This is a genomic window from Acidobacteriota bacterium, from assembly GCA_030697165.1.
Classification (GTDB): Bacteria; Acidobacteriota; Vicinamibacteria; order Vicinamibacterales; family UBA2999; genus 12-FULL-67-14b.
The window spans coordinates 150,810-175,870 of record JAUYQQ010000021.1 but is presented as its reverse complement, the minus strand read 5'-3'; the positions used below and the strand labels follow the sequence as shown (position 1 = coordinate 175,870).

The following is a 25,061-nucleotide window of genomic DNA, read 5'->3' as shown; positions in this document are numbered from 1 at the left end:
GGCCGGAGCCGGCGCCCCGCCGCCGCACGCGGCCACCACCAGGCACGCCATCGTGATGAAGGTGACGGCGCGCATCACGAGACGGCAATCACGAGCGCGGTGGCGTTATCGGAACTGCCCCGCGTCAATGCTTCATCCACGAGCCGGGTCGCCTGGTCGGGCGCCGTCGAGGCCCCCATCAACACCTCGGCGATCGCTGCGCTGTCGAGACGCCCATGCACGCCGTCGGAGCACAGGACGAAGGTATCGCCGCGCACCAACTGCTCTTCTCTCGCGCCCGGCTTCACATCATCACGGGTGCCGACCACGCTGGTGAGCACATGGCGCAGCGGGTGCGCGGGGTCGGCATCTTCGGCTTCCTTGGCCCCCAGCACCGAGGCCAGCCAGGTGTCGTCTTTCGTCAACTGCTCGAGGTTGCCATCGCGGAGCCGGTAGATCCGGCTGTCGCCGACGCTGGCCAGGGTCAAGCGGTCGCCGCTGACCAGGGCCGCCACCACCGTCGTACCCATGCCGCTTAACTCGGCGTGGCGCGACCCCTCGGCGTAGACCTTGCGATTGGCCAGCCGGACCGCAGTCGTCAGGCGGTTGATGTCGAGCGACTGGGCCACCTCGATGCCAAACGGCCAGGTGACGTCGGCTCCGGCGGCGCTGTCGGCAATGAACTGGTGGATCGCCGCGACGGCCAGCTGGGAGGCGACCTCGCCGGCATTGTGCCCGCCCATGCCGTCGGCGACCACAAACAGGCCGAGATCCGGCCACCAGCCGAAGTGGTCTTGATTCATTTTGCGCGGACCGGTATCGGTCCGGCTACCTACGGTCAACTCCATATCGCTGTAAGGATTATGCCCTGTGGATACCTTGTATACTCGGGGCCGTGGCTAATGCAGCGCTGCAGCCGGTCATCGCCCGCGCCAACACCGCGCTCGAGCGTGGGCAGGCGGTAGCGACCATCGACCTCCTGGCGCCCCTGCTGCATACACCGTCTGCGCTCACCCGCGACGACGAGCTGGCTGTCCGCGTCATGCTGGCTGAATCGTACCTCTTGCAGGGGGATCTTGCACAGGCCGGAACGGTGCTGGGCCGGTCGCCCGACACCATTCGCGAGAGCCTGCCCCAGGTCCTCCATTCCAACCTCTGGCGCCTGCACGGCCGCGTCGCGTTCGCCCGCGGCGAGCAGTCCCGCGCCATCGCCCTGCACAATCGCGCGCTCAAACAGGCCGAGATCGCCCACGATTCTCGCGCCATTGGCCTGGCGCATTTCTACCTGGGCCAGTGTTACCGCCAGGTCGGCGACATGGCAATCGTGCGCGAGCACATTGCCGAAGCCGCGGCGGCCCTCCATGCCGCCGGCGACCGGCGGCACCTCGCGATGGTCCACTCGCTCTCGGCCGTGATGCTGGCGCAGACCGGGCGCTACGACGAGGCCAACGCCGCCCTTCGCCAGGCCGAACGCATGGCGTCACTGCTGCAGGCTGACGATGTGCTCGCGACGGTGTATGGCAACCAGGCCAACGTCGCGTTGATTCGGCACCGCTACGAACAGGCCCTGGCGCTGGCCGAGCGCGCCGTCAAGCTGCACGAGGGCCTGGGCCAGGGGCCGGGCCTGTCGGTCGCCCTCGCCACGCTCGGGCAGATCTGCGTGCGCGTCGGCAGCCTGGATCGCGCCGACACCGTGCTGCACCGCGCGCTGGAGGTGCGCAGCGCCATGCAGTTCCACGAAACGACCGGCGCGGTCTACGACACGCTGGCGCAGATGTCGCTCATGCGCGGCGACTACGAGAACGCGGCGGAGTACCTGCGCCGCGCCGCCGAAGCGTACGGCGCGTACGGCCGCAACACCAGCCGGTGGTACGAATGGTCGCTGCGGGTGATCACCGCGCGGCTCGCCACGCGCCGCGGCCAGCCGGACGAAGCGCTGGCCATTGCGGACGAAATTGCCAAGTCCACCAACGCCCCACCCGCCGAAACCATCGAGGCCGAGCTGATCGCCGCCGAAGCGCTGCTGTCCGCGGGCCGCGTGGACGAGGCCGAACACCGCCTCACGCAGGTGCAATCGCGGTTGGACCCGCGCACGACACCGGGCGCATGGGGCGAGTTCCTGCGGCTGCGCGGCGACCTGCGCGCGCGGCAGACCCGCACGACCGAGGCGTACCACGACATCGCCCAAAGCTCGAGCGTGTTCGAACTGGTCGGCGAGCGCTACCAGGCGGCGGTCAGCCAGATGGCGCTGGCCCGCCTTGCCTCCAAGGCCGGCGCGCGTTCGACCGCGGACCGCCACTACCAGTACGCCACTGAGGTGTTTCGCGCCCTGGGCGCCACCCGCGACCTCGAGCAGGTGCAATCGGAGATGGCGGCGGCCCAGCCACCCGGTACCGGCGAGTACGTCGGCTCGCCCGCCGACGCCGACGATGCCCTGGTGCGGCGGCTGGTGGATGCGGCGGTGTTGCCGGACCTGTTGGCGCGCGAGCTGGCGGCGACCCTGCTCGAAGCGGTCACCGCCGACCTCACCGTCGTCTACACTGCACTCCCCGGTGGCGAGGTCCGCGTCGTCGCCTTCGCGGGCGGGGATGCCGACGCGGCGGCGGCCATGGCCAAGCTGGCCACGCAAGGCGCCGCGTACGGCGGCGGCAGTTTGATTGTCGAAGCGATTGGCCGCGAACCCGACGGCCCGCGCCAGGTCGTGATTGCCGTGCCGCGCACGCTGGGCCACCCACTGCAACGCCGCATCCGGATGATGGCGGCGGTCGCCCGCCAGGGCTTCGACCTGTGCGGCGTGCGCGACCGGCCGGCCTCGCCGGTGGACTCGACCACGGAACGGCCCCTCGAACCCTTGCTGCCCGGGTTCCTCTGCGCCAGTGCCGCCATGCACCGCGTGGTCGATCAAATCCAGCGGCTGCAGGGCAACGACCTCACGGTGCTCATCACCGGCGAGAGCGGCACCGGCAAAGAGCTGGTGGCGCGGGCCATTCACGTGGGCTCGTCGCGCAACTCGGCCACCTTCCTGCCGTACAACTGCACGACCACGACCCGCGAACTGGCGGACAGCCAGCTGTTCGGGCATCGCCGTGGCTCGTTCACGGGCGCGGTCTCGGACCAGCCCGGCCTGATTCGCACCGCGACCGGCGGCACCCTGTTCCTCGATGAAGTGGGCGACTTGCCGCTCGACGTGCAACCGAAGCTGCTGCGCTTTCTCGAGCAAGGCGAGATCATGCCGGTCGGCGAAAACCGGCCGCAGCCCGTGGACGTGCGGGTGATCACCGCAACCAACGCGGACCTCGAACAGCGCGTGGCCGAAGGCAAGTTCCGTGAAGACCTCTACTATCGGCTGAGCGTCATTCGCATTCACGTGCCGCCGCTGCGCCAGCGCCGCGAGGAGATTCCCCACCTGACCACGTTCTTCCTGCGCGAGGCGTCGGATCGCCTGGGCAAGCCCGACATGCAGTTGAGCGCCGAAGTCCTCGACCTGTTCGCCCAGTACTTTTGGCCCGGTAACGTACGCCAGCTGCGCAACGAGGTCCAGCGCGCCGTGGCCATGGCCCCCGCCGGCGGCACGATCGGTCCGGAGCATCTCTCGGCCGACCTGACCGCGGCCGCAACCCCCGCCTCGTCGGCATCGAGCGGCGGCCGGGTCTCGCTACGGGGCGGCCAGACGCTGGCCTCGGTTGTCGATGAAATCGAGCGTGACTTGATCCGCGAGATGATGACCCGCCATCGCGGCAACATCTCCGAAACGGCCCGCGCCCTCGGCCTCACGCGCCGCGGCCTTTACCTGAAGCTGCGCCGCCTCGGCATCGAGGGCGGTCCAGAAGTGAATACTAAGTAGCCAATCAGTGCTGTTGGTGGATACCTGCTAACCAGTCCCCAAGCCTTCCAGCCCAGGCACACTGTGCCTCATTGTCTGCTACTGGCAGCAAGCTGTATCTAACCATCCACGGAAGTGGAAGCTGCACGGAATCGGCGTGAATCTTGGAGTGATTGCACGCATTGCAAGCCTTTGATTTTGGCAGCTAGTTTCCCTGGAGTCTCCCCGTGACTGACAAACGAATGATGACGGGACAAAACATACAACGGTCGTCGGAACGGCGGGCGCTGGCCCTGCCGGCCCGGCTGACCTGGAAAGATGCCTCTGGCGCCGTGCGGTTCATTTCGGTGATGACGCGCGACGTGAGTGAGGCGGGTGTGTTCGTTGAATGCGAGGCGGGCGCCGCCATTCCGCTGTTTCGCCTGGTCCATCTGCAGGTCGAGCGCTCGACCCGCATGTCCGAATTGCCGATGCGGATGCGCGAAGGCAAGGTGCTGTCGGCGGTGTGGCGCGTCGCGCCGTGCCGGCGCTCGACGGGCACCCCCTCGGGCTACGCGCTGCGATTCCTGGTCGAGCCGGGGGTCATGTCCATCGCCGGGCGCTCGCCACTGGTTGAGGCGATCGCCGTCTAGGGCCACAGATACCGATTAACACCGATAACGGAAACGGCGCTTGCTCCAACCAGGACTAGGTAGGCTGCTGCTTGCTCCAGTAGCGAGCCAGTCCCTGCCACAGCTGATCGAACGGCGCGGCTAATTCCGTTGCCCGGGCTTCGTGCTCGGGCAGCGCCTTCCGGATCTCGCGCCGCAAGCGTTCCACAAACACCTGCGTCCGTTCCTCGTCGGTATTCCCTGCGGCGAGCGACTCGCGCACGGCCTCGGCCTGCCGGGTCAGCACCTCGCGAAACCGCGCGAGGTGCGCCTTCGCCCCGGTCACCACGCCGAAATGCGTCAGGAACAGCGACACCGGTTGCCACGCCTCGATGTCGTCGAGGCTCTGTCGCCACGCGGCCAGATCGATATCCGGCGGCGGCGTCGGCGCCAGCAGGTAATCGCCGCTGACGCGAATGCCCCCGGTATCGCCCACGTAGGCCGTACCGGTGGTCTCGTCCAGGTAGCTGACGTGGTGCTTCGCGTGTCCGGGTGTGTAGGCGACCCGCAGCGTGGTGCCGGCGACGGCCACCCGTTCGCCGCCCTGCAGCACGTTCACGTTGGCGGCCGGCACCGGGAGAAACGCGCCCCAGAGCGTGTCCATCTGGTCGCCGTACAGCCGCGTGGCACTCGCGAGCAACTTGGCGGGATCGATCAGGTGCGGTGCGCCGCGCTCGTGGACATAAACGCGAATGCCGGGGACGCGCTCGACGATCGTGCCGGTGGCGCCGGCGTGATCCAGGTGGATGTGCGTGACGAGCAGCGCGCGCACGTCGCGCAGCGTGAGCCCGCGCTGGCGCAAGCCGTCTTCGAGCGCCGGCAGGCACGACGTCGGCCCGGGATCGACCAGCGTCACGCCGTCGGGCCCCGACAGCACGGCGGTGGCGATCACGCGATCGCTGCCACGGAACCGGAGATCGATGTAGTCGCTCATTCGTGGAACGACAGCGCCTTCATGGTTTCGGCGTAACGGCCATCGGGCGTGGCCGGCACGAAGACCTTGCAGGCGTCCAGGTCGCCGCCGTAGATATGCAGGGTAATGGACGCGGCCGCCGGCCGCGCGTTGGCCAGCACGTGATGGTCGGTCGGCGGAATCAGGCAGCCGGCCGAGCCGGTGCCGGCCAGCAGCGCGCCAATCGGCGTCACTCGAAAGAAGCCTTCGGCATCTGGCTCCACGCGATACTGCGTCACGGCGATCTCTCCGTCCACGACGCCTTCCACGCACCACAAGCCGCCGTGATCGTGTACCGCCGTGCCCTGCCCTGGTCCCCAGGTCATGACGATCGCGCTATAGCGGCCGGCGGGATCGCGATGCAGCAACCGGCGCGCATACGCGTCGGGACGCGGGTTGGTGAGCCGAGCCGGCAGCACCAACGCGCGCGTGCCCAGCACGTGCTCGAGGTCGGCCTTGACGGCGGCGGTGACGGCGCCGGCGTCGCCGGCATCGACCGATCGGTCGAGCCGGGCAATCAAATCCGCCAGTCCGGGACAACTCAAAGACGCTGGGTTCATTTATCTATGAATGGTAGCGAAAAATGAACCCGGCGTCCTTACTTCTTCAGGTTGACCTCAAACAGCTTGAGGATGCGCTTGTACTCGTCGGCCCAGCTGGTGGCCTCCACGAAGCCGTGGTCCTCGACGGGATACGACGCCAGTTCCCAGTTCTCCTTGCGCAGCTCGATCAACCGCTGGGCCAGCCGGACCGAGTCCTGGTAATGCACGTTGACGTCGACCATGCCGTGGGCGATCAGCAGCGCCGACTTCAACCCTTCGGCGAAATAGATCGGCGAGCTCTTGCGGTAGGCCTCGGCATCGGCCGGCGGTTCGTTGAGGATGTTCGAGGTGTAGCCATGGTTGTAGTGGGCCCAGTCGGTGACAGGCCGGAGCGCGGCGCCCGCGGCAAACGTGTCGGGCGAGGTGAACAGCGCCATCAACGTGATGAAGCCGCCGTAGCTGCCGCCGTAGACGCCAATGCGCCGGGCGTTGACTTTTTGCGACTTCACCAGGAACCCGGCCCCGTCCACCACGTCGTTGAGATCGTGGCCGCCCATCGAGCGATAGATCGCGGTCCGCCAGTCGCGGCCGTAACCGGCGCTGGCGCGGAAGTCGGGGTCGAGCACCACATACCCTTGCGACGCGAGCAGGTGGTGGAACATGTACTCCCGGTAGTAGCTCGACCAGTACTTGTGTGCGTTCTGCAGATAGCCGGCGCCGTGCACGAAGATCACCGCCGGCGCTTTCGGATCGCGCCTGGCGCCGACCATCTCTGGCGTGTACATGCGCGCGTAGACCTGCTGGCCGTCGCGCGCCGTGTAGGTCACCAGTTGCGGCTCCACCCACTTGAACGATTGCCACTCGGCCGACGAGCTAGTCGTGACCTTGGTGGCCGTGGCCCCGGCCTGGTTTGCCATGAGAAACACTTCGGGCGGGCGATTCGGGAACGACGAGACCAGGCCGAACATCGATCCGTCGGGGGCAATCGTGCCCTCGTGGCCACCGGCCGGGGTCGTGAGCTTCGTCCGCGGGCCGCCGTCCACGCTTAACGAGTAGAGGTGGCGCTCTCCCGGGTGCTGCTCGGTCGATTCAATGTAGAAGGTGCGGCCGTCAAGCGACACCTCCACCTGATCGATCTCAAACTGCCCCATCGTCAACTGCTTGCGCGCCGGGGCTGCCGCGGTCGCATCCACCGTGTAGAGGTGCATCCAGCCGTCGTGCTCGGCCAGGAACCACACGCGGCTGTTGTCGGGCAGCCAGCCCTGGCCGCCGTCGCGAATCCAGGCTTCGTCCCTGAGGTGATCGAGCACCGTGGTCCGGCCAGTCGCCGGATCCACCAGCGCGAGCCACCGTTCGGTGTTGTCGGCGGCGCGCACCGACACCACGGCGTGCTTGCCGTCGGGCGACAGCACGGGCGAGCCCCAACGCACGTCACGTTTCCCCTCGACTTTGCCCGGGGCAAGTGCTGCCGCGGCGGGCTTCGCGGCCCCCTCGGTGGCCGCAGGCGCCGGTTTCGTGTCGTCGTCGACCGGTTTCGGAATGGCGATCGCATCGCTCACGCCTTCGAGTCCCACCCAGAAGCCGTCGCCGCTCTCGAGGTTGAGCGTCACCAGGCGGCGGCGGTCCTGGGCATCGCCGACCTTGGTGCGGGCGTTGATCTCTTCGGTGAACGCCGACTCGCTGACATATCGCGGCACCTGCGAGGCGCGGGCTTGGGCGCGGTCGTTGACGACCAGGAACGCGAATTTCCCGTCGGCCGACACGGCGGCATCGGCAATGGTCTGGCGCTCGGTCAGGTCGAATCGCGGCAACGCCCGGGCGCGATCCAGCGCCTCGCGCCGCTTCCGGCGGGCCGTTTCATTCTCGACCCAGTCGAGCAACTGTTGCTCTTCGTCCTTGAGGTACTTCTGGCTGTCGGTCGGCTTCGGGTCGGCGCGACGCACGGCCGCATCGGTCAACTGCACGAGCGTCCCGGCAGTTACGTCCTGGACGGGCACGATGAACAGGTTGTTGTCGCGCACGAAGGTCACGTGCGTCTCGCCGCGCGCCCAGCGCGGGTTGGACTCAACGCCGGTCGTACGCGTCACGTCGAGCCGCGTGTTCGCCACCGTGTTGATGATGACGATGTCGCCGCGATCGGTGCCGAGGATGCGGCGCCGCTTCGCATCCCAGTGGCCGTTGGCCGGAGGCGCGAGCCGCCGTTCGGCGTCGGTCAACCGTCGTGGCGCGCCGCCCGAGCGGGCGACCACCCAGGTGGCCGGCAGGTCTTCCTTCGGCATCAGCCACTCGAAGTACAGCGACTGCGAGTCGCCCGACCAGCGCAGGTTGTTCGGCGGGTTGCCGACCAGCTCGGGTCCCCGCATGATGCTGTCAACGGTCAGCGGAAAGCCGGCCGTCGCCGGTTTTTGCTCGGTGGCGACCGACACCACCGTCAGCACGGTAGCGCACACAATCAGGGCGAGCTTCTTCATAGGGGTTTGTAAGCGGCGTACAGCCGTTGATCGCGAATCGTGCCGTCCTTGATGGCGCTCTGCCGCAGGTGGCCTTCCAGGGTATAGCCGGCCTTCTCGAGGATACGAATCGAGGCGTGATTGTCGGCGAACGGCAAGGCGTAGATGCGGGTCAGGTCGTGCAGCCGGAACACTTCGGCGGTCACCGCCGTCAGCGCTTCGGTGCCGATGCCGCGGCCCCACGCGCTTTCGCCGAGCCAATAGCCGATCTCGGCCGACACGCGCTCGACGTCGGTGTGCAGCTCGACGCCAATGCCGCCGGCGGCCTCCCCGCCCACTTCCAGGGCCCACACCGTCGGCGCGGGCTGCCGGACGATCCACTCGAGAAACTTCTGGCCGTGCTCACGTTCGTACGGAAACGGAAACCGATCGCGCAGGTGCATCGACACGTGGCGATTGTTGGCGTGCCTGATCAGGGGGTCGAGGTCGGCCACGGCCCAGGGCCGGACCGTGCACCGTGCGAGTTCGAGCCGCATGCTAGGATCGCGCGCCCACCAGCTCGGGCGGACCGGCCAGCCCGAGATTCGCGCGCAAGACCCGGTTGCCGCCGCCGGCCCGGGCTTCGCGCAGGGCGTGGCGGGCGGCCTTGATGAGATCGAGCTCTTCCCACGCCGATTCGCGCTGGGGCACGGCCGTCGAGGTCGCCACCGACGCGGTGATGAATTCGTCGGGGCCGTCCTTCGCCGCCGGCAGCTTCAGGTCACGAATCGCGGCGCGCACCTGTTCGGCGATCTTGAACCCTCCAGGGCCGTCGGTCGAAGCCAGCACCAGGGCAAACTCGTCGCGGTGATACCGCGCAACCAGGTCGCCTGGCCGGCCAACGAGGCTCGCCAGGCAGCGGCCGACCTGCTTCAGCACGTCGTCGCCGGCCTTGCGGCCGAATTGCCGGTTGTAGGCCCTGAAGTGATCGACGTCGATGAAGATCAGGGACAGCGGCAGGCCGTCGCGGCGGGCCCGCCGCCACTCGCGCTCGAGAAATTCCAGGAACTGTTCGTGGTTGGCGACCGCGGTGAGCTGATCCTCGGTGCTGAGGCGCTGCAACTGCAGGCGCGCCGATTCAAGCTCGGTGGTGCGCTGCTCGAGGGTCTTGTCGAGCTCGGCGGCTCGAAGTTCGAGCCGCCGCCGGCTGATGTAGACCCAGACGCTGAAGGTGGATAACGCGCCGATTAACGCCGCGGCGAATCCCCAGGCAATTTGCACTCGTTCCTCCACCCTGGGTTCGGTCGATTCAGGGTGAGCGCATTCTACCTCGGCCGCTCGATTTCGCAGTCAGACGTGCAGGAGGGCCTCAAGCCTCCTGCGGCCGATCGGCGCGTGAAGATTCGGCGGGCCCCGTCCGAGCCGGGCCCGCGCCGCTACTGAGACTGAATGCCGCCACCGTGAATGGCCGACGAGACCGTCGCCACCAGGGTCCCGGCGCCATCACGCACCGTAATCGCAAACAAATCCCCGTTCTTTCCAGGCTCGCCGCGATCAGCCGCCTCGGCCTGGAACGTGAACCCGCCTACCCCGTTCCACGTGCCCGACCCGGAGAAGTGGACGGTATCCGCCACGATGCCTTGACCCGGATCGGACCCAGGGTGGTCAGAGAATCGCACGCTGGTGAGCGCGGACGCTTCAAATCGGCCCGGCCCCTGGCCCCGTTGCTTGTAGTCCACCTTGACGTCCAGGCGGCGCAGTCCACCCCGGTCGGGAGAGCCGATGCGGAAGTTGAAGGACACGCGCGCAGCCGCTCCGTCAATAAAGCCGCTGCCATGCATCAGCCCGGAGAGGTTCTGATCGACGATCAACGTCGCGCAAGTCTGTGTGGTCAGGCAGCTGACGCCGCCCACCTCGATCACAACCAACGTTTGTCCCGGCGCCAGGGCGGTGACCAGGCCGTTCTGATCGATCGTCGCCACCGATTCGTCGAGCATCCGCCAAGTTGGACCATCGTCTTCACCGCCGCCCTGGCCGGCACAGTTCCCGCCACCCGCCGAGGTCGAGATCTGCAGGTGACTGGCCGGCGTCACGCTGTAGGACTCGAATGTCGCGAGAGAGGCGCTGCCATCGGCCGCCAGTCCGCCGGCGGCATAGATCACGTCGCCGATGGCCGCCAACGCGAACTGGGATCGCGAGGTTGGCATGCTGGCCAGCAGCGCCCACCCGTCGGGATTGCCGTTCACGCCGGGAATGAACACCTGGCCCACGCCGCACTGCGCCCCGCCGAAGACATAGAACGCGTTGCCGACCGTGGCACCGGCTCCAGCGCTGATGCCCGAAGGCATGGACGGCCCCTGCAACCACTGGTTGAGCGCCACGTTGTAGAGGAATGTGGTCTGCGCCACGGCACCACCGGGACCGGCGCCGCCAGGCGCCACCAGGTGCGTGCCGCCACCAAGCGCCCCTGCCGTGATGAACGCGCGCGCCTCGGGCAGCGGCGCCATTGTCACCCACGCGCTTGTCGCAGGGTCGAAACGCTCAACGCTGCTCAGCAGGGCACCGCCCACTGCGTTGCCGCCGATCGCAAACAGGCGGCCGTTGGCGGCCACCAGCGCAAAGTGGCTGCGGGCCGTGAGCAAGCCGGGGGCGGACGACCAGGTGTTGGTCACCGGGTCGAAGACTTCAACCGTCGTCAGGGGCGTTCCGTTGGCGCTGCCCCCAACGGCGTAGATCCTCCCGTCGAGGGCGACAATCCCCATGCCCTCGCGACGAGTCGGCATGGACGCGGCGGTGGACCACAGGTTGGTGGCCGGGTCGTAGACCTGGTTCGCATCCTGCGTGGTCGTGCCGTTGGCCCCGCCGATTGCGTAGAACTTGCCGCCGACCGTGGCGCCGCCAAGCGCGAAGCGCGAGACGCCCGGAGCGCTCGGCTTCGACGACCACCCTTTGATGACGACGCTGCCGCTCTGCCCACCGAGGGAGTATGAACCCGTGAACCGGGTCGCTGCTGGCCCGGCCCACGTGGCGGTGATTGAGCCCGGGCTCCCGTTGCCATTGGTGCAAGTCAGCGTCGCAGTGAACTGGCTTTCCGGGGTCAGCGTACCGACTGCGCGAACGACCGCCGTGTTCGGTGACCACACGACGTTCACCGCGCCGGTGGCATCGGCGGTGAATGCCTGCGAGGAGAACCCGCCGTTCACGAGACCGCACTGACTGACGTCCAGGGACGGGGCAAACTCGATCGACCACAACGAGTTCGACGGGGAACCTCCGCCCTCGTTACCACCGCCGCCGCCGGGGTCAGCCGTCGTTCGCACCGAGCCGTCACTGAAGCGAGCGGTGCCAACGAACTGCTGCGTCTCGCCCGGCAACAGCGACACCGCTCGCGGATCGACCTCGAGCGACACCAGAGCCGGCTCCACATTGACGCTGAAGTTCACGAACCTGGTATTGTTGCGCGAGTCGGACGAGGAACAACTGACGCGCGTGCTGCCCATGGGAAACTGCGAGCCCGGGGGCGGTGAGCAGCTGACCGGCCTCGGGCCGTCCACCGTGTCGATTGCAACGGGCAGCTGATAGCTGACGATCGCGCCGGCGGCCGAGGTCGCCTCGACGTTGACATTGGCGACGGGCCCGAAATTCGGCGCCGTGGTGTCATGCACCGTCACGGTGAAGAGGCGCGGCGCCGACAGGTTGCCGCGCGTGTCTGACGCCGTGCAGGAGACACTGGTGATGCCAAACCCGAACAGGCTGCCTGAGGGCACCGTACACTGCACCGGACGAGGTCCGTCGACCGTGTCGTTCGCGGTCACGTTGTAGAACACCGTTGCGCCGCCCGGACCGGTCGCCTCGCGAACGATGTTGAACATCGGTGACACGATTGGTGGCCTCGTGTCATGCACCGTAACATCAAACGTCTTCGTGGCGGTGTTGCCGGCACCGTCGGTCGCGCTGCACAGCACAGTGGTAACGCCAATCGCGAAGATCCCCGACGGAGGGGTGCAGACCGCTGTGAGCGAACCGCTTACGGTGTCGGTCGCCGTGGCAAAGAAGCTGACCGATGCTCCGGAAGGCCCGGTGGCTTCGACCGGGCCGACCGCCATCGGCGTAAACAGGCTCGGCCGTGTCGTGTCCTGAACGGTAACCGTGAAGCTGACAGGCGCGGCGCCATTGCCGGCCGCGTCGAGCGCGCTCAGCACGACCGTGGTCGTGCCCAGCGGGAACATGGGACCTGGCGGATTGGCCGTCACCATGACGACGCCGCTGCCGCCATAGTCGGTCGCGCTCGGCGTGAACGACGTGAACCCGCCGGATGACGACTGCGCTTCGACGGTCCGGTCCGCAATGGAAACCAAGACCGGCGGGGTGCGATCGATGCGAACAATCAAGGATCGCGGAATCTCGGCGTTGCCCTCGCCATCGGTTGCGTAATACGTGATCGTCGTCACGCCTTCATTGGCGACCTCAAACGAGGCGGTGTCGCCGGCGACAGTGGCACCACCGCTTTGTGCTCCCGACATCTGGTAGACGAGCGAGGCCACTCCACTTTCTTCGTCGGTGGCCTGCAGAGACACCCAAACGCTACCGTTGTTCCAGCCGTTGCCGTTCGGCAGCGAACGCGTCGCGGATGTGACCGGCGCGGTGACATCGCCGGTCTCGACCAGGGCCAGGTGCTGATCGCTAACGACCCCGCCTGTGGGCTGGAGTCCGCCCAGCACGAAGACTTGCCCGTTCAAGCTGACGGCTTCAGGCGACGTCCATGCCGACGGCAACGACGCGTGGAGCGTCCACGTATCGCTGGCCGGGTTATAGCTGGCCGTCGAGGCCTCGAAGCCTTCGCTCCCGAAACCACCAGCGATAAACAGGCGCCCTGCCGTCACCGTCACGCCGGCGTTATCCCTGCCGACATGCATGGCGGCACGCGGCGACCAGGCGCCGGTGACCGGGTCGTAGGCGTGGACGTCGGCCGTAGGCGCATGACCATAGGATCCGCCGGCTATGTAGATGATCCCGTCGATGGCCCCGGCCATCATGGCACGGCGCGGCTGAGGCATCGGCGCCAGCACGGTCCACGAGTCGGTTTGCGGGTCGTAGCTTTCCACCGAGGCCAGGGTGACGCCACCGTCCGAAGGATAGAGGCCGCCAAACACAAAGATCCGGCCGTTGACCGCCGCGATGCCGAAGTTGGCGCGCGGCGTTGTCATGGGCGCGATTGGCGACCACGAGTTGGTCGCCGGGTCGTAAACCTCACCACTGGCGAGATCGAGACTGCATTGACGGGTTCCGCCGACCACGTAGAGCAGGCCGTCCATCACTACGGCCCCGGGGTGTGCTCGCGGCACCGACATCGGCTCCGCCGGCGTCCACAGTCCGGTTGCGGGGTCGTAGACGGTGTGGGATGAAAGGAACGAGCAACTCTGCGCGCTGGTGCCACCGACCACATGGATGCGGCCAGCCATGACAACAGCCCCGTGAGCGTAGCGTGGCTCTGGCATGGGGGGCTGGGCCACCCACCCGCCGGCTGCCCAAACGCCAACCGCGCCGGCCATCAAGAAACCACCGACCACCACCCGTACCAGTGCACGTCCTGAAATCATGGGGAGACTCCAAGCGAGAGCATCGCCGCACCGTGCAAGCTGATCAATGGGCGAATGTGGGCATTAGCGTCCACACGCGATCGCTCGCCCGGTTTCGCCCAGGTTTCGCGGGGCCTTCCGCCGCCCTGTGATTGCCGGACGGGGATAGAGGCCGCGCGCCGCGCTGATATAGGATGCTGCCGGATGAGCTTGGTCCCCTCCGTGCTCTTGCTGCTGCTGATCAGCCCCTCGTCCGCCTCCGGGCAAACTTTCCACGGCAGTATTCGCGGGCGGGTGTCGGACACCAGCGCCCCGGTTGCCGCGGCGCGCATCGTTCTCAACGACGCCCAAACCGGCGCGACGACGACCACCACGACCAATGCGGCAGGCGAGTACATTTTTCCCTCGCTGCCGCCGGGCACCTACCGCCTCCAGGTCAGCGCGACCGGGTTCAAGCTCGCCGAAGGCGAGCCCCTGCGCATCGGCCCGCGCAGCGCCGTCACTTTCGACGTGCGGCTGGACATCGGCGCGGTGAGTGAGTTTGTGACCGTCACCGCGCCTGCGGTGCCCGACCGCCTGAACGGCATCCTGGGCCTGCCATTCCGTGGTGCGGAGCTCGTGGCGCAACCGACTGCGGGCCGCAATATCTTCATCATGGGAACGCTGGCGCCGACGGTGATCCCGACGGGCAATGCGCTGTTCGTCCGGCAGCAGGATCAGTCGAACTCATCGCTGATTTCCATGGCCGGCAGTGCCCGCCGCGCCAACACCTACCTGTTGGACGGCGTGCCGATCGTCGATATCCAGAACCGCGCCACGATCATTCCCGGCATGGAATCGGTGGAGGAAATGCGCGTCGAACTCGGACCGTACGACGCTGAGGTCGGACGGACGGCCGGCGGCGTCTTCAATGTCACGGCGCGAGCCGGCGGTAGTTCCTTGCGCGGCAGCGGCGTCTACCAGAATCGCCCCAGTGCGACACAGGCGCAGCTGTTCTTTGCCGAGAAAGCCAACCTCCCCAAGACCGATACCTCGTACCACCTGTTTGCCGGATCGATAGGCGGGCCGATCGTGGCCGATCGCGCGTTCTTTTTCCTGGGGGGCGAAGGGTATCGGACCGAAAGCAGCCGGAACACCGTGCTGAACCTGCCAACACCCGCCGAGCGCCGTGGCGACTTTTCTCAGTCCGGTCTCACGATCTACGACCCGCTCACCACCCGTCCGGATCCGCTGAGGCCGGGCGGGTTCATTCGCGACCCGTTTCCAAACGCTCAGATCCCGGCATCGCGCCTGAACCCGGTCGCCCTGGCCATGTTGCCGTACCTGCCGCTCGCGCCGGCCGGCACGTCACTGCCGGTCAGCGTGTCGGTACTGGATGAAGCCAGGCAGTTCACGACCAAGCTGACGCACCGGTGGACCGATCGGCTCAGCCTGTCGGTCGCCTACGCCTGGTATCGCTCCGCTGAACCCGACGCCCGGTTCTTCGGCGGCGAGCTCTTCGCCAACGGCGCCGACCCCGGCGACGGCGCGCTGGTGCGGACCGTCAACTTTCTCTCCCTCCACCAGTCGTGGACAGTCAGCGACCGTTCGGCATGGGAAGTACGGTACGGGTTGAACCAGTTCGTTGACGACAACCGCGGGGCCGACTTCGATCCGGCCACGCTCGGCTTTGACCCGCGCTTCATCGCGCAGCTGCCGCTCAAAAAATTCCCCTCGATCTCGGTCAGCGACTACGGCCAGGGCGGCGCCTTACTCGGTGATCGAGACCGTCAGCGAGGCGTCTTTTACGCCCACAACCTGTCAACCGCCTTCACGACACTGCGGGGCGCCCATCGACTACGGGCCGGCGGCGAGTTTCGGTTGACGGGGGTCGATTTCAGAAACCTGGGCGGCAGCGGTTACTACGGCTTCACTCGGGACTTCACGCTCGGGCCGGATCCCATTGCGGCGGCGCCGGCGACGGGCAACGCCTTCGCGAGCTTTCTCCTCGGCTATCCCGCATCGGGGGGCATCTATACCAGTTCGCCCGTCAACGTGTACGTTCGCTACGGTGCCGGCTTCATCCATGACGAGGTCCGCCTGCACCCGCGGCTGACGCTCAATGCCGGCCTGCGCTACGAGTTTGAGGACGGCCTGCGCGAGGTCAACAACCGAATGGCCGTGGGCTGGGCCTCGGAGACACCGTTCCCGATCCAGGTGGCGGGCCACCGGCCTGATGGCACCCCGCTCGCCCTCACCGGCGGCCTCATCTACGCTGGCGTGAACGGCGCGCCGGAAATGCAAGGCGACGCCGATCGCTGGCACCTGTCGCCGCGGATCAGCGCGGCTTTTTCCATCGACGACAGGACCGTGCTGCGCGGTGGCTACGGTGTGTTCGTCGCGCCGCAGCAGGGCATCAGCGCCTCAGAAACCGGCACCGGCACCCGCGGCTACAACGTCACGACCGACCTGGTGACCACGCAGGAAACCCGTTTCGCGCCCTGTGCCACGTGCACCTTGACCCATCCTTTTCCGGCCGGCATCGCGCAGCCGTCGGGCAATGGGCTCGGGGTGATGACCGGAGTTGGCGGCGGCGTCGAGTTCGTCGACCCCACGACTGGGCCAGGGCACCATCATCGGTATTCCGTCGAGGTGCAGAGGCAGGTCGGTGATCGCCTGACGATGAACCTGGCCTACCTCGGCTCACTGGGGCGTCACCTATCCGTCGGCGGTTCGAGCGGCTCGTTTGTCAACGTCAACCAACTCGACCCGAAGTACCTCGCGATGGGTAATGCCCTGCTGCAGCCGCTGGCGAATCCCTTCGTAGGCACTCCCCTCGCGGTGGGCATTCTCGCCGCCGGATCGGTGCCGGCGGGACAGCTGCTGCGCCCCTACCCGCAGTTCGATGCGGTCTATGCCTTACGGTCGCCCCAGGCCCGGTCCCGCTACGATGCTGTCATCGTCGGCGCCGATCGCCGCTTCGACCGCTGGGCGCTGCGCGCGAACTATACCTACAGCCGGCAGCGAGACAATCAATATTCGGAGAGCAACTTCTTCTCCGAAGGCTCGGCGATTCGCAACTATTACGACATCGATTCGGAGTACGGTCTTTCGATTCTCGACACGCCGCATCGCCTGAACGTGACCGGTACGGCGGACCTGGGATGGGGCTTTTCCGCGAGTGTGGCCGGCACGTTCCAGAGCGGCTTTCCCGTCGCCATCGGGCAGGCCACCCAGAACACTGGCCTCCTCGCGGGCAGCCAGCGGCCGAATATCGTCGCCGGGGCGAACCCGGTGCTGGCCGGCAATCCCGCCGATGCCTTTGATGCCGCGTGCAGTTGCATCCGCTGGCTGAACCCGGCGGCCTGGTCAGCGGCAACGGCGTTCACTCTCGGCACGGCACCGCGCGCCGACGGCCGTGTTCGCACGCCCGGACGGCGACTGCTCGACCTGGCGATCGACCGGCCATTCGCGTTGGGCGGCGGGGCGCTGACGCTCAGGGCAGAGATCATCAACCTGCTGAACGCCCGGGATTTCCGGGGTCCCAACGGCGCGTTCGGGTCGGCGACGTTTGGAGAAATTCGCAGCGACAGCGGGTTTCCCCGGACCCTGCAGCTACGGGCGCGCTTCGCCTGGTGAGACCGTGCTCCAGCCGGCGCTGGGGGACCAGCTGCGGATCGCCCTTGGGCCGTTGCGGTCCGGGCACCGCTCGCGCGGGTGATCGAGCTTGCCCTCCGTGTGCAGGGCGTCGTGGGTAGCCCAGTATTGCTGGCTGTAGGTGGCGCGGATCGGATCGAGGCTGGTCGTGAACTCGTAGATCGCATCCGAAGCCAGGGTGGTCGATGGCACTTCGAGGGTATGCACCACGATGCGGTCGCCGACAATCGAAACGGCTGCACGGTTGAAGCGCGAGTTCGTCACCCGGTTCAGCTCGCTGCGCGGCATCACCATCATGCGCCGCGGGAGCTGCTTGCCGCAGCTGTCACAGTAGTGTTCGGTACCGGCGGCTTCGGGGCCCTGGGCGTCGAGCTTCGCCGTGTCGAGCAACGCGACCATGCCGCCGTTCTGTGATTCCGAGAAGCCGGCTACCAACAGCGTCTCTGCATTCATCCACCTGAGCGCCTCGACCCAACCGGAATGAGCGAACGTGCCCAGCCGGCGGCCGGCGGAATCCAGGACGGCGACCAGACTGGGGCCCCAGACGTAGTGATGCGCGGCTACCGCCAGCCGGCTTGTCTTCGGCAGGTCCTCGCGGGCAAACGTGGTGATGGCCCATGGCGCAGTGAACGGCTTGCCGCCAAAGGTGACCGTGTCGTCGAACGCGAACGACCACTGGCGACGGCCGTCGCTGCCGAAGGCGACCAGTTCGCCGCTTTCGATTCGCCGGTCGCCAATGCGTTCCCGGTAACTGGTCGACGAATAGACCACCGGCTCGGCATCGCCAGACACCTGCACGCCCGGGCTAAACTCAGAGAACACCACTTCGTAGCGCTCATCCCACGCATGCCTCCAGAGTTCGCCACCGGCGGCGTCAAACGCCGTCAACGACTGCTTGGAGACCTCGGCCCGTAACCCCGCCACATCCGCGCGAGGCGCCGAGGTGCCGCGAAAAGCCAGGGCCAGCATCGCGATCAAGACGAGGGGGGCGATCACCCATCCGGACCATCGCACTGGGATGGGTTGTGGGGCGGGTTGTGAGGCGACTGGCGCTTCCGACTGAGGTCCCTTCAGCCAGGCGTCGATTTCGGTGGTGTATGCAAAGACCGAGCTGCCGCGGCCGCCGGGCACCCGCCGCACCGGAAGCCCCTGCAACCGTTCCCATCGCCGCACGGTGCCGATGTCGCGGCCCAGGTAATCGGCGATTGCCTTCCACGAATCCAGCCGGTGGTCGCCGGCCGGGCCGTTGGTCGTCATGAGGCGCCCATTCTGCACCAAATAGACGCTAATGCACAGATATGGCGATTGAGGCTCCGGTCCATGCGGACGCATCCTGTGCCGCATCCGAATGCGCCAATCCCCCATTGACGTCCGGTTGACGCCACGTGAGCGAGCAGGCGTCGCGACGAAAGGAGTTGCCCGATGCGTTTTCCCTTCTTGATCCTCCTCACATTGGCGGTCGCCCCGGCCTGCGGCGGCGGACCGTCGGTCGCAACGAGCACACCAACGGCGCCAACCGCGACCGCGCCAACACCAACCGCCACGCCGGCGCCCCCGCCGGCGCCCACAACTACCCAGGCAACTTCGATTGCGACCGGCATCGGGGGCTTGACTGCCACCGCGCTCGCCAGCGGGGCAAGCCAATTCGGTATTGCGTCCGTCGGCACCGGGAGAGTCATTCGGATGGCCGCAAGCGGATCCACCTTCAGCAGCGTCAATTGCCCGGGCAGCGGCAAGATGGACTTGATCTACGTCCGTGACTACACACCGACCAGCGCCGGCGTCGACCTGACCGCTCTCAAGGCGGTACTAACTTCATGCGTGACGACCGCCGACGCGCCCGCACTAAGTGGCGAGCTCGCCATGGCCGGCACCTACACTGGGTCGGGCCAGGCCGCACCGATCACGCTGACTGGTTCGCTAACAACGTCCGCTGGCGGTTGCGCGATCACCGGTGCCGTCACCGCAGCAGGGAGCTTCAGCGGAACGGCGTGTGGCGCCACGGTGGCCGCTACCACTCCTCCCCCGATCGCCACCCCGACGCCAGCTCCGGCGCCGACCCTCAGCGCCACCGGCACATGGACGGGGACCTGGACGAACTACGACCCGAGATTCAGTTGCGGCCGATCCGACAACAGCGTGCGCATGACGCTGACGCAGTCGGGTGCGAACCTCTCCGGTAGCATGACGTGGACGATCACATCGTCGTACTACTCGCCGGACGTCGGCAAGACCCAAACCTTCGAGATCACGGGGACGGCAAACGGTAGCGCCGTGACGCTCACGCTTGGGCCCGCCAGCGGCACGGCGACGATGACGGCGACGAGCATGACGGGCGCGTTCACCATGCCTGCGCCGGGCACCACCCCGTGCCCGCTGCCAAACAGTTTCACCCTGAGCCGCCAATGAACTCACCGGCAACGTCGTTCACGGAGGATCGGGCATGAGAGTGGGACGAGCAGGAACCGTGCTGGCGGCGCTGCTGTGTGTGGGCGCCTGTGGCGGCTCCGGCGACTCTGGCGCTGGAGCCTCTCCGACCAGCCCCACCGCCGCGACCCCTGCCCCTCTGCCGGCAGGAACGGGCGCTACCCCGGTAGGACAGACTGGTTGCAGCGCGACGTATGCCTGCCCCAATGTTGACGCGGACGGCAACGCCAATCCGTCGACCCCCACCTTCGATCGGGTCACGTTAGGCAACGGCACCTCGGCGACGTGTCCCGTAGAAAGGCTGCCAGATGGGACCGGGGCGGGTCCCATCCCCACGTTCCCCGTGGAGTTCAGTATTCGCAATCCCTCGCCACAGTTCCTTTGGCGCAGCAACAGCGGGAGCAGTGCCTTCTTGCAGGAGCCGCCCTCGGGAAGCGCCGGGAGCAGCGGGCCCTTCCAGGCGACCGCGCGTATTGCGGGACCGCAAGGCTCCTTGGCGGGCCAGATTGCCAGCGACATCTTGACGCTCGAGATTAGGAGGTTCAACGACATGAACATCGTGGTGGCAAGGTGCGCCATGACGGTGTGGTTTCTCCAAAGGCCAACGATTCGCTAGCGCTTCTGGGACCGACCGCTACGATGAGTTGCCGCGAAACGTGTCGCAGGCGTTCATGTCGCCGCTCGACAGCCCCTGGCGCAACCAGCGGGCGCGCTGCTCGGAGGTGCCGTGGGTGAAGCTCTCGGGCGAGGCCCGTCCGCCGCTCAGGCGATCGTCGCCAATGGCGGCGGCCGCCGCCAGGCCTTCTTCCACATCACCCGGATCCAGCAGTTCCTTGCGCCTCGCGTGATGCCCCCAGACGCCGGCGAAGCAATCGGCCTGCAGTTCCAGCTGCACCGATAGCGCGTTAGCGTTGGCCTGGCTGGCCTGCTGTTGTGCCTGCGCGACCTGCCGGTTGATGCCGAGCAGGTTCTGGATGTGATGCCCGACCTCGTGCGCGACCACGTACGCTTCCGCGAAGTCGCCGGGCGCGCCGAAGCGCTTATCCAGGTCGCGGAAGAACGACAGGTCGAGATATACCTTCTGGTCGGCCGGACAATAAAACGGCCCGCTCGCCGAGGACGCCGATCCGCACGCCGACCGCACCGAATCTTCAAACAAGACCAAGACCGGCTCCTGATAGCGCTGTCCGGCCGCCTGGAACACGCGTCCCCAGGTCTCTTCGGTGTCGGCCAGGACGAACGCCACGCGCTCGGCGGCCGGGTCGCCGGTGGGCGCCCCGGTTGGGACCGACTGCGCCTGCTGGCCGGGATTCGCCTGCTCGACGACCTGCAGCAACGTCAGCGGATTGGTGCCGGTCAGGCACGACACCGCCAGCACGATCAGGACCATGCCTATGCCACCAGCGCCGACGGTGCCGCCGCTAAGGCCACGGCGATCCTCAATATTGGTACTGCGACGACCTGTTTGCCACTTCATGCCGCCAGAGCATGCCAAATCCGGGCCAACCGCGGGGCGACCCGTGGTGGCGCGAATCTGCAGTTTCGATCCGTCTTTTCAGCGATAGGCGCCTTCGTAACCCCCGAGGAGGAATCAGGCGGGCGTGTGCGCCACCCCGCCAGCGAACCCGACATTCTTCGGACAGGTCATCGCGGTCAAGGACGACGGCACGTTCACGGAAACGTGGTCGGTCGTCTCCCCGGTCATCGCCGTGAGCGGCACCTGGACGCCCACGAACGTGCACGTGGACCTCTCATGCGTTGACCCCAACATCAGCGGCATCACCGGCACGATCGACGTGACGTGGACCGGCACGCAGTACGACGGCACCTACAACTTCAGCCCCAGCGGCGTCGCGGAACTCGCGGGGCTGATCTGGACCTCGAGCGATCCCTCCGTGGCGATCGTCAACCAGCGCGGCCGCGTCACGGGAGTCTCGCCAGGGACCACGATCATCACGGCCACCTACGGCCGCACCTGCTGGCCGGGCGAGCCGCAGCCTGCTGGCGGCTGCCGTGGAACCGTGGCCGGATCGACTACCGTGACGGTGTCACCCGCGGCGTGCCCGCCGCCGACCATCACCGACCAGTCCGTGTCGCCCGACCTGCTGTGGCCGCCCAATCACAAGATGCGGGGCGTGCAGGTCACCCAGTCCGCGTCGAACTGGTGCTCGCAGCCGGTCAGTTGCAAGATCGAGTCGATCACGAGCAGCGAACCGGCGAACGGGATGGGCGACGGCGACACGGCTCCCGACTGGGAGATCACCGGCGACCTGACGGCGCGGCTGCGGGCCGAGCGGTCGGGTGACGGCGACGGCCGCACCTACACCATCGTCACCGCGTGCACGAACAGCGCCGGCACGGCCCGCCGCGCCAGCATCGTGACGGTGCCGCACAACCGCTAGCGCGGATCCGCAGGGCGGGTCACCAGCGTGTTGCTATGCTTGACGCATGGACGACACCCACCTGGTGACCTGCCCGTATTGCGGCGAAGAGATCGAGATCTACGTCGAGCCCGACGTCCGCGGCAGCTACGTCCAGGATTGCGAAGTGTGCTGCAATCCGTGGACGGTGCGGGTGTCGCGTGACGAGGATGAGACGTACGTGGAGATCGGGCGGGCGGACGGGTCTGAGTGACGTCTCGAGGGCCGCTCCGAATCGTCGCGCTTACGGCGGCGAGAGATCGAAAGTGGACGCGTGGAGGTGAACGATCTTCCAGTCGGCACCAATTCGGCGAAACACCAAGGTTCGTCGACTAACACGCGTGTCGGTGCCGAGGTGAAAGGTCAGCACAGCGAGTCCGTCGTACTCCTGAATCAGCAAATCGCGCGGTTGCAGGTCCTGGTACGGTCCAGTCGTTCGGCCGCCTCGGATTAGATCGAAGACGACCTGGAAGGTTCTTTGAATCTCCTGCTTGCCTTGAACGCGTTTCGGAAACGTGCGGGGCGGGCCTGACGGCGGGTGGATGATCGTGGCATCGTCCGCGAAACGATCCAGGAACGCCGTCATGTCCAAGTTGTTGAACGCGACGATGAAGCGGCGCGCCGCCGCTTCGACAGTTGATGAGTCCTGAACACGCTCCCCTGCGGAAACTGCCGTCGAATACGCGCGGGTCGGCGCGACGAAGCACGACGGGAGAACGAGCAAACATAACGCAACTCGGAAACTCATGTGGTGTTCCTCCGAAGACGTGTCGACTTCAGATTGGCAAGGGCTGGTAGAAGAGCGAGCGCCAGTGTAGTGCAGCTTCCGAGGGAGGAGCCTTACGAAATTGGCCCGGGGGTGGGAATCGGTGCCGCTGGCGCGAGCCGAAGGCTCGCGACGCCAACGGAGTTCATGTGCTCATCGCGTGCTGGGCTTCGTACAGGTCGTAGGCATTCTGGAGGTTGAGCCAGAATTCGGGCGTGGTCTTCAGGAGCTTGGCGAGCCGAAGCGCGGTGTCGGCGGTGACGCCGCGCTTCCCGCGAATCAATTCGTTCAGACGGTTCAGGGAGATCCCCATCTTTTCGGCGGCCTGGACCTGCGTCAGGTTCAGCGGCTTCAGGAATTCCTCGAGCAGGATTTCCCCGGCGTGCGTGGGCGGGCGGTGCTTGGGAATCATCGTCATCCTCTCCTAGTGGTAATCCTCGCAACGGACGTCGAACGCGTGTCCGTCCTGGAACCGAAAAGTGATCCGATACTGCTGGTTCACCCGAATGCTGAACCGGCCTGCTTGGTCGCCCTTCAAGGCTTCGAGCTGGTTGCCGGGTGGCACGCGGAGATCCGGCACGGCCGCCGCGGCGTTGACCATGTCGAGCTTGCGCCGCACGACCGGCCAGATAGCCTTCGTGATCGCGCGAGCCGCCTTCGTGTTCGCGCCGTGGAACAGATCGGCCGTCGCCGAGTCCGCGAAGGTCTGAATCACTCAGGCAATTATACACGGATACCGTGTAAACGGACAGCGGCCACAATAACCGAGTGGAACCGCCAGTGGCTTGCCATGAGTCGAATGGTGCCGGGGGTGGGAATCGAACCCACACGACGCTTGCGCGTCTCAGGATTTTAAGTCCTGTGCGTCTGCCAGTTTCGCCACCCCGGCTAACGGAGTTGAAAGTTGAGAAGTTGGTAGTTGGTAGTTCTCGCTGTCCCCGGAACTGTCCCTAGAACTGAAACTGAAACTGAAACTGAAACTGTCACTGAAACTACCAACTTCAACTTCCAACTATCAACTCGTCAACTTTCAACTGTCCTGCAACCGCTTGAGTAACTGTATCTGCCCGGCATGATACAGGTCGTGAGCGGCGACGCCTCTCACCAGCTTTTCGAAGTTGAACGGTTTGCCGGGCGCCTGGCGCGTCCAGCGCGATGCCGGGAACGCCGCGACCGCCGCGCGCAGCTTCGCATGCTCGTCCTCGAGCAGTCGCAGGTCGCGACGCCACTCACCCGGTGTGCCTTCGAGCGGACGCGTCCAGAAGTTGCTGCCCTCGATCGCAAAGCTATGAGCCTTCTCTCCCGTCAGCCGGCGGCGGATGTCGTACTTCCAGTACGCCGCGTGCACCATCAGCTCCCAGATGTTGTGGCGATCGGGACCAACCCGCCAGGCGGCCTGCTCCACCGTGACACCGCGCAGCGAGCCGCGGAGATTGGTGCCATGCCACGACCGCGTGTCGAACGCCTCGTCGATCGACGCCAGCAACAACTCCGTCAACGTCATCAGTGCACCAGCTTGGATTCCCTTGGCCCGCCGATGACACGCGCGATCATGTCGCTCAGCTTGGTCTCGTCAATCGCAAACGGTCCGGCGCTGGCCGTGCCGACCTGGACCTCGAGGTGCACCAGCACGCCGCCCTGATCGGGGCTGACAATCCAGCTGAAGCCGCGCATCGACACGGGCGGCGGCTCGCCGTTGGGATCGCGCGTGCGCTCGAGCGCCTTCAGCATCTGCTCCAGCAGCAACTTGACGTCGGCCACGGTCCACGAGTCAGCGTCGGCCGACACGCCCTTCATCTTCTGGGTCACCGCCTGGGTGGCCCCACGCACCCACACATCCACATCAATCATCGCGATG

The 25,061-nt window shown here is 66.7% G+C and carries 20 protein-coding genes and 1 tRNA gene; 6 read left to right on the top strand and 15 right to left on the bottom strand.

Features of this window, described 5'->3' with window-relative positions; all coding sequences use genetic code 11:
- Positions 1-74: 74 nt before the first annotated feature.
- On the bottom strand, positions 75-827 hold the full coding sequence (locus Q8T13_19570) for a protein phosphatase 2C domain-containing protein (GenBank protein ID MDP3719966.1): 753 nt from the start codon (positions 825-827) through the stop codon (positions 75-77).
- A 47-nt stretch (positions 828-874) separates the two neighbouring features.
- Here Q8T13_19570 and Q8T13_19565 point away from each other — a divergent pair, with 47 nt between their 5' ends.
- Complete coding sequence (locus Q8T13_19565) at positions 875-3,823, top strand: sigma 54-interacting transcriptional regulator (GenBank protein ID MDP3719965.1); 2,949 nt, start codon at positions 875-877, stop codon at positions 3,821-3,823.
- Between the two features lie 206 nt (positions 3,824-4,029).
- Positions 4,030-4,434: a hypothetical protein gene (locus Q8T13_19560; GenBank protein ID MDP3719964.1), complete on the top strand. Its 405-nt coding sequence runs from the start codon at positions 4,030-4,032 to the stop codon at positions 4,432-4,434.
- Positions 4,435-4,489: 55 nt separating this feature from the next.
- Here Q8T13_19560 and Q8T13_19555 read toward each other — a convergent pair whose 3' ends face one another.
- The 6 genes from Q8T13_19555 to Q8T13_19530 form a co-directional block, all read right to left on the bottom strand.
- Positions 4,490-5,386, bottom strand: a complete 897-nt coding sequence (locus Q8T13_19555) for an MBL fold metallo-hydrolase (GenBank protein MDP3719963.1) — start codon at positions 5,384-5,386, stop codon at positions 4,490-4,492.
- Entirely contained in the window at positions 5,383-5,964 is a 582-nt protein-coding gene (locus tag Q8T13_19550) for a cysteine dioxygenase family protein (protein ID MDP3719962.1), read from the bottom strand. The genes Q8T13_19555 and Q8T13_19550 overlap by 4 nt, the downstream gene beginning before the upstream one ends.
- Before the next feature lie 38 nt (positions 5,965-6,002).
- Positions 6,003-8,417: a prolyl oligopeptidase family serine peptidase gene (locus tag Q8T13_19545; protein MDP3719961.1), complete on the bottom strand. Its 2,415-nt coding sequence runs from the start codon at positions 8,415-8,417 to the stop codon at positions 6,003-6,005.
- A complete protein-coding gene (locus Q8T13_19540; GenBank protein MDP3719960.1) occupies positions 8,414-8,932 on the bottom strand; it encodes a GNAT family protein in 519 nt (172 codons plus the stop codon). The genes Q8T13_19545 and Q8T13_19540 overlap by 4 nt, the downstream gene beginning before the upstream one ends.
- A gap of 1 nt (position 8,933) precedes the next feature.
- Positions 8,934-9,656, bottom strand: coding sequence for a diguanylate cyclase (locus Q8T13_19535; GenBank protein MDP3719959.1), 723 nt, complete (start codon positions 9,654-9,656; stop codon positions 8,934-8,936).
- Positions 9,657-9,811: 155 nt separating this feature from the next.
- Positions 9,812-13,975: a kelch repeat-containing protein gene (locus tag Q8T13_19530; GenBank protein ID MDP3719958.1), complete on the bottom strand. Its 4,164-nt coding sequence runs from the start codon at positions 13,973-13,975 to the stop codon at positions 9,812-9,814.
- Positions 13,976-14,158: 183 nt separating this feature from the next.
- On the opposite strand from Q8T13_19530, the gene Q8T13_19525 reads away from it, so the two are divergent.
- Positions 14,159-17,572 carry a carboxypeptidase-like regulatory domain-containing protein gene (locus Q8T13_19525; GenBank protein ID MDP3719957.1) on the top strand — a complete coding sequence of 1,138 codons (3,414 nt, stop codon included), beginning with the start codon at positions 14,159-14,161 and terminating at the stop codon, positions 17,570-17,572.
- Here Q8T13_19525 and Q8T13_19520 read toward each other — a convergent pair.
- Positions 17,549-18,847 carry a hypothetical protein gene (locus Q8T13_19520; protein MDP3719956.1) on the bottom strand — a complete coding sequence of 433 codons (1,299 nt, stop codon included), beginning with the start codon at positions 18,845-18,847 and terminating at the stop codon, positions 17,549-17,551. The two genes, Q8T13_19525 and Q8T13_19520, sit on opposite strands and share 24 nt — an antisense overlap.
- A gap of 426 nt (positions 18,848-19,273) precedes the next feature.
- Here Q8T13_19520 and Q8T13_19515 point away from each other — a divergent pair, with 426 nt between their 5' ends.
- Complete coding sequence (locus Q8T13_19515; GenBank protein MDP3719955.1) at positions 19,274-19,999, top strand: hypothetical protein; 726 nt, start codon at positions 19,274-19,276, stop codon at positions 19,997-19,999.
- 652 nt (positions 20,000-20,651) lie between these two features.
- Here the strand turns inward: Q8T13_19515 and Q8T13_19510 are convergent.
- Positions 20,652-21,494: a neutral zinc metallopeptidase gene (locus Q8T13_19510; protein ID MDP3719954.1), complete on the bottom strand. Its 843-nt coding sequence runs from the start codon at positions 21,492-21,494 to the stop codon at positions 20,652-20,654.
- A 124-nt stretch (positions 21,495-21,618) separates the two neighbouring features.
- Between Q8T13_19510 and Q8T13_19505 the strand changes: the two genes are divergently transcribed.
- The gene (locus tag Q8T13_19505) at positions 21,619-22,419 is read left to right on the top strand and encodes an Ig-like domain-containing protein (GenBank protein MDP3719953.1); all 801 of its coding nucleotides are present in this window, start codon (positions 21,619-21,621) and stop codon (positions 22,417-22,419) included.
- Between the two features lie 46 nt (positions 22,420-22,465).
- A complete protein-coding gene (locus Q8T13_19500) occupies positions 22,466-22,651 on the top strand; it encodes a CPXCG motif-containing cysteine-rich protein (protein ID MDP3719952.1) in 186 nt (61 codons plus the stop codon).
- Positions 22,652-22,681: 30 nt separating this feature from the next.
- Here the strand turns inward: Q8T13_19500 and Q8T13_19495 are convergent, their stop codons facing one another.
- From Q8T13_19495 to Q8T13_19470, 6 genes are all read right to left on the bottom strand, one after another.
- The gene (locus tag Q8T13_19495; GenBank protein MDP3719951.1) at positions 22,682-23,185 is read right to left on the bottom strand and encodes a nuclear transport factor 2 family protein; all 504 of its coding nucleotides are present in this window, start codon (positions 23,183-23,185) and stop codon (positions 22,682-22,684) included.
- Positions 23,186-23,348: 163 nt separating this feature from the next.
- Positions 23,349-23,621: a HigA family addiction module antitoxin gene (locus tag Q8T13_19490; protein MDP3719950.1), complete on the bottom strand. Its 273-nt coding sequence runs from the start codon at positions 23,619-23,621 to the stop codon at positions 23,349-23,351.
- Between the two features lie 6 nt (positions 23,622-23,627).
- Positions 23,628-23,918 carry a type II toxin-antitoxin system RelE/ParE family toxin gene (locus Q8T13_19485; GenBank protein MDP3719949.1) on the bottom strand — a complete coding sequence of 97 codons (291 nt, stop codon included), beginning with the start codon at positions 23,916-23,918 and terminating at the stop codon, positions 23,628-23,630.
- A gap of 85 nt (positions 23,919-24,003) precedes the next feature.
- Positions 24,004-24,092: transfer RNA gene (locus tag Q8T13_19480), tRNA-Leu, on the bottom strand.
- A gap of 141 nt (positions 24,093-24,233) precedes the next feature.
- On the bottom strand, positions 24,234-24,707 hold the full coding sequence (locus tag Q8T13_19475) for a DinB family protein (protein ID MDP3719948.1): 474 nt from the start codon (positions 24,705-24,707) through the stop codon (positions 24,234-24,236).
- Positions 24,707-25,054 (bottom strand): hypothetical protein, encoded by a 348-nt coding sequence (locus Q8T13_19470; GenBank protein MDP3719947.1) that lies wholly within the window; start codon positions 25,052-25,054, stop codon positions 24,707-24,709. Before Q8T13_19470 ends, Q8T13_19475 begins: the two co-directional genes overlap by 1 nt.
- Positions 25,055-25,061: the final 7 nt, after the last annotated feature.

Coding starts and splice junctions, on each gene's coding strand:
- Q8T13_19570 (MDP3719966.1), bottom strand. CDS start 827: ATGGAGTTGACCGTAGGTAGCCGGACCGATACCGGTCCGCGCAAAATG.
- Q8T13_19555 (MDP3719963.1), bottom strand. CDS start 5,386: ATGAGCGACTACATCGATCTCCGGTTCCGTGGCAGCGATCGCGTGATC.
- Q8T13_19550 (MDP3719962.1), bottom strand. CDS start 5,964: ATGAACCCAGCGTCTTTGAGTTGTCCCGGACTGGCGGATTTGATTGCC.
- Q8T13_19545 (MDP3719961.1), bottom strand. CDS start 8,417: ATGAAGAAGCTCGCCCTGATTGTGTGCGCTACCGTGCTGACGGTGGTG.
- Q8T13_19540 (MDP3719960.1), bottom strand. CDS start 8,932: ATGCGGCTCGAACTCGCACGGTGCACGGTCCGGCCCTGGGCCGTGGCC.
- Q8T13_19530 (MDP3719958.1), bottom strand. CDS start 13,975: ATGATTTCAGGACGTGCACTGGTACGGGTGGTGGTCGGTGGTTTCTTG.
- Q8T13_19525 (MDP3719957.1), top strand. CDS start 14,159: ATGAGCTTGGTCCCCTCCGTGCTCTTGCTGCTGCTGATCAGCCCCTCG.
- Q8T13_19520 (MDP3719956.1), bottom strand. CDS start 18,847: ATGACGACCAACGGCCCGGCCGGCGACCACCGGCTGGATTCGTGGAAG.
- Q8T13_19515 (MDP3719955.1), top strand. CDS start 19,274: ATGGCCGCAAGCGGATCCACCTTCAGCAGCGTCAATTGCCCGGGCAGC.
- Q8T13_19510 (MDP3719954.1), bottom strand. CDS start 21,494: ATGAAGTGGCAAACAGGTCGTCGCAGTACCAATATTGAGGATCGCCGT.
- Q8T13_19500 (MDP3719952.1), top strand. CDS start 22,466: ATGGACGACACCCACCTGGTGACCTGCCCGTATTGCGGCGAAGAGATC.
- Q8T13_19495 (MDP3719951.1), bottom strand. CDS start 23,185: ATGAGTTTCCGAGTTGCGTTATGTTTGCTCGTTCTCCCGTCGTGCTTC.
- Q8T13_19490 (MDP3719950.1), bottom strand. CDS start 23,621: ATGACGATGATTCCCAAGCACCGCCCGCCCACGCACGCCGGGGAAATC.
- Q8T13_19475 (MDP3719948.1), bottom strand. CDS start 24,707: ATGACGTTGACGGAGTTGTTGCTGGCGTCGATCGACGAGGCGTTCGAC.
- Q8T13_19470 (MDP3719947.1), bottom strand. CDS start 25,054: ATGATTGATGTGGATGTGTGGGTGCGTGGGGCCACCCAGGCGGTGACC.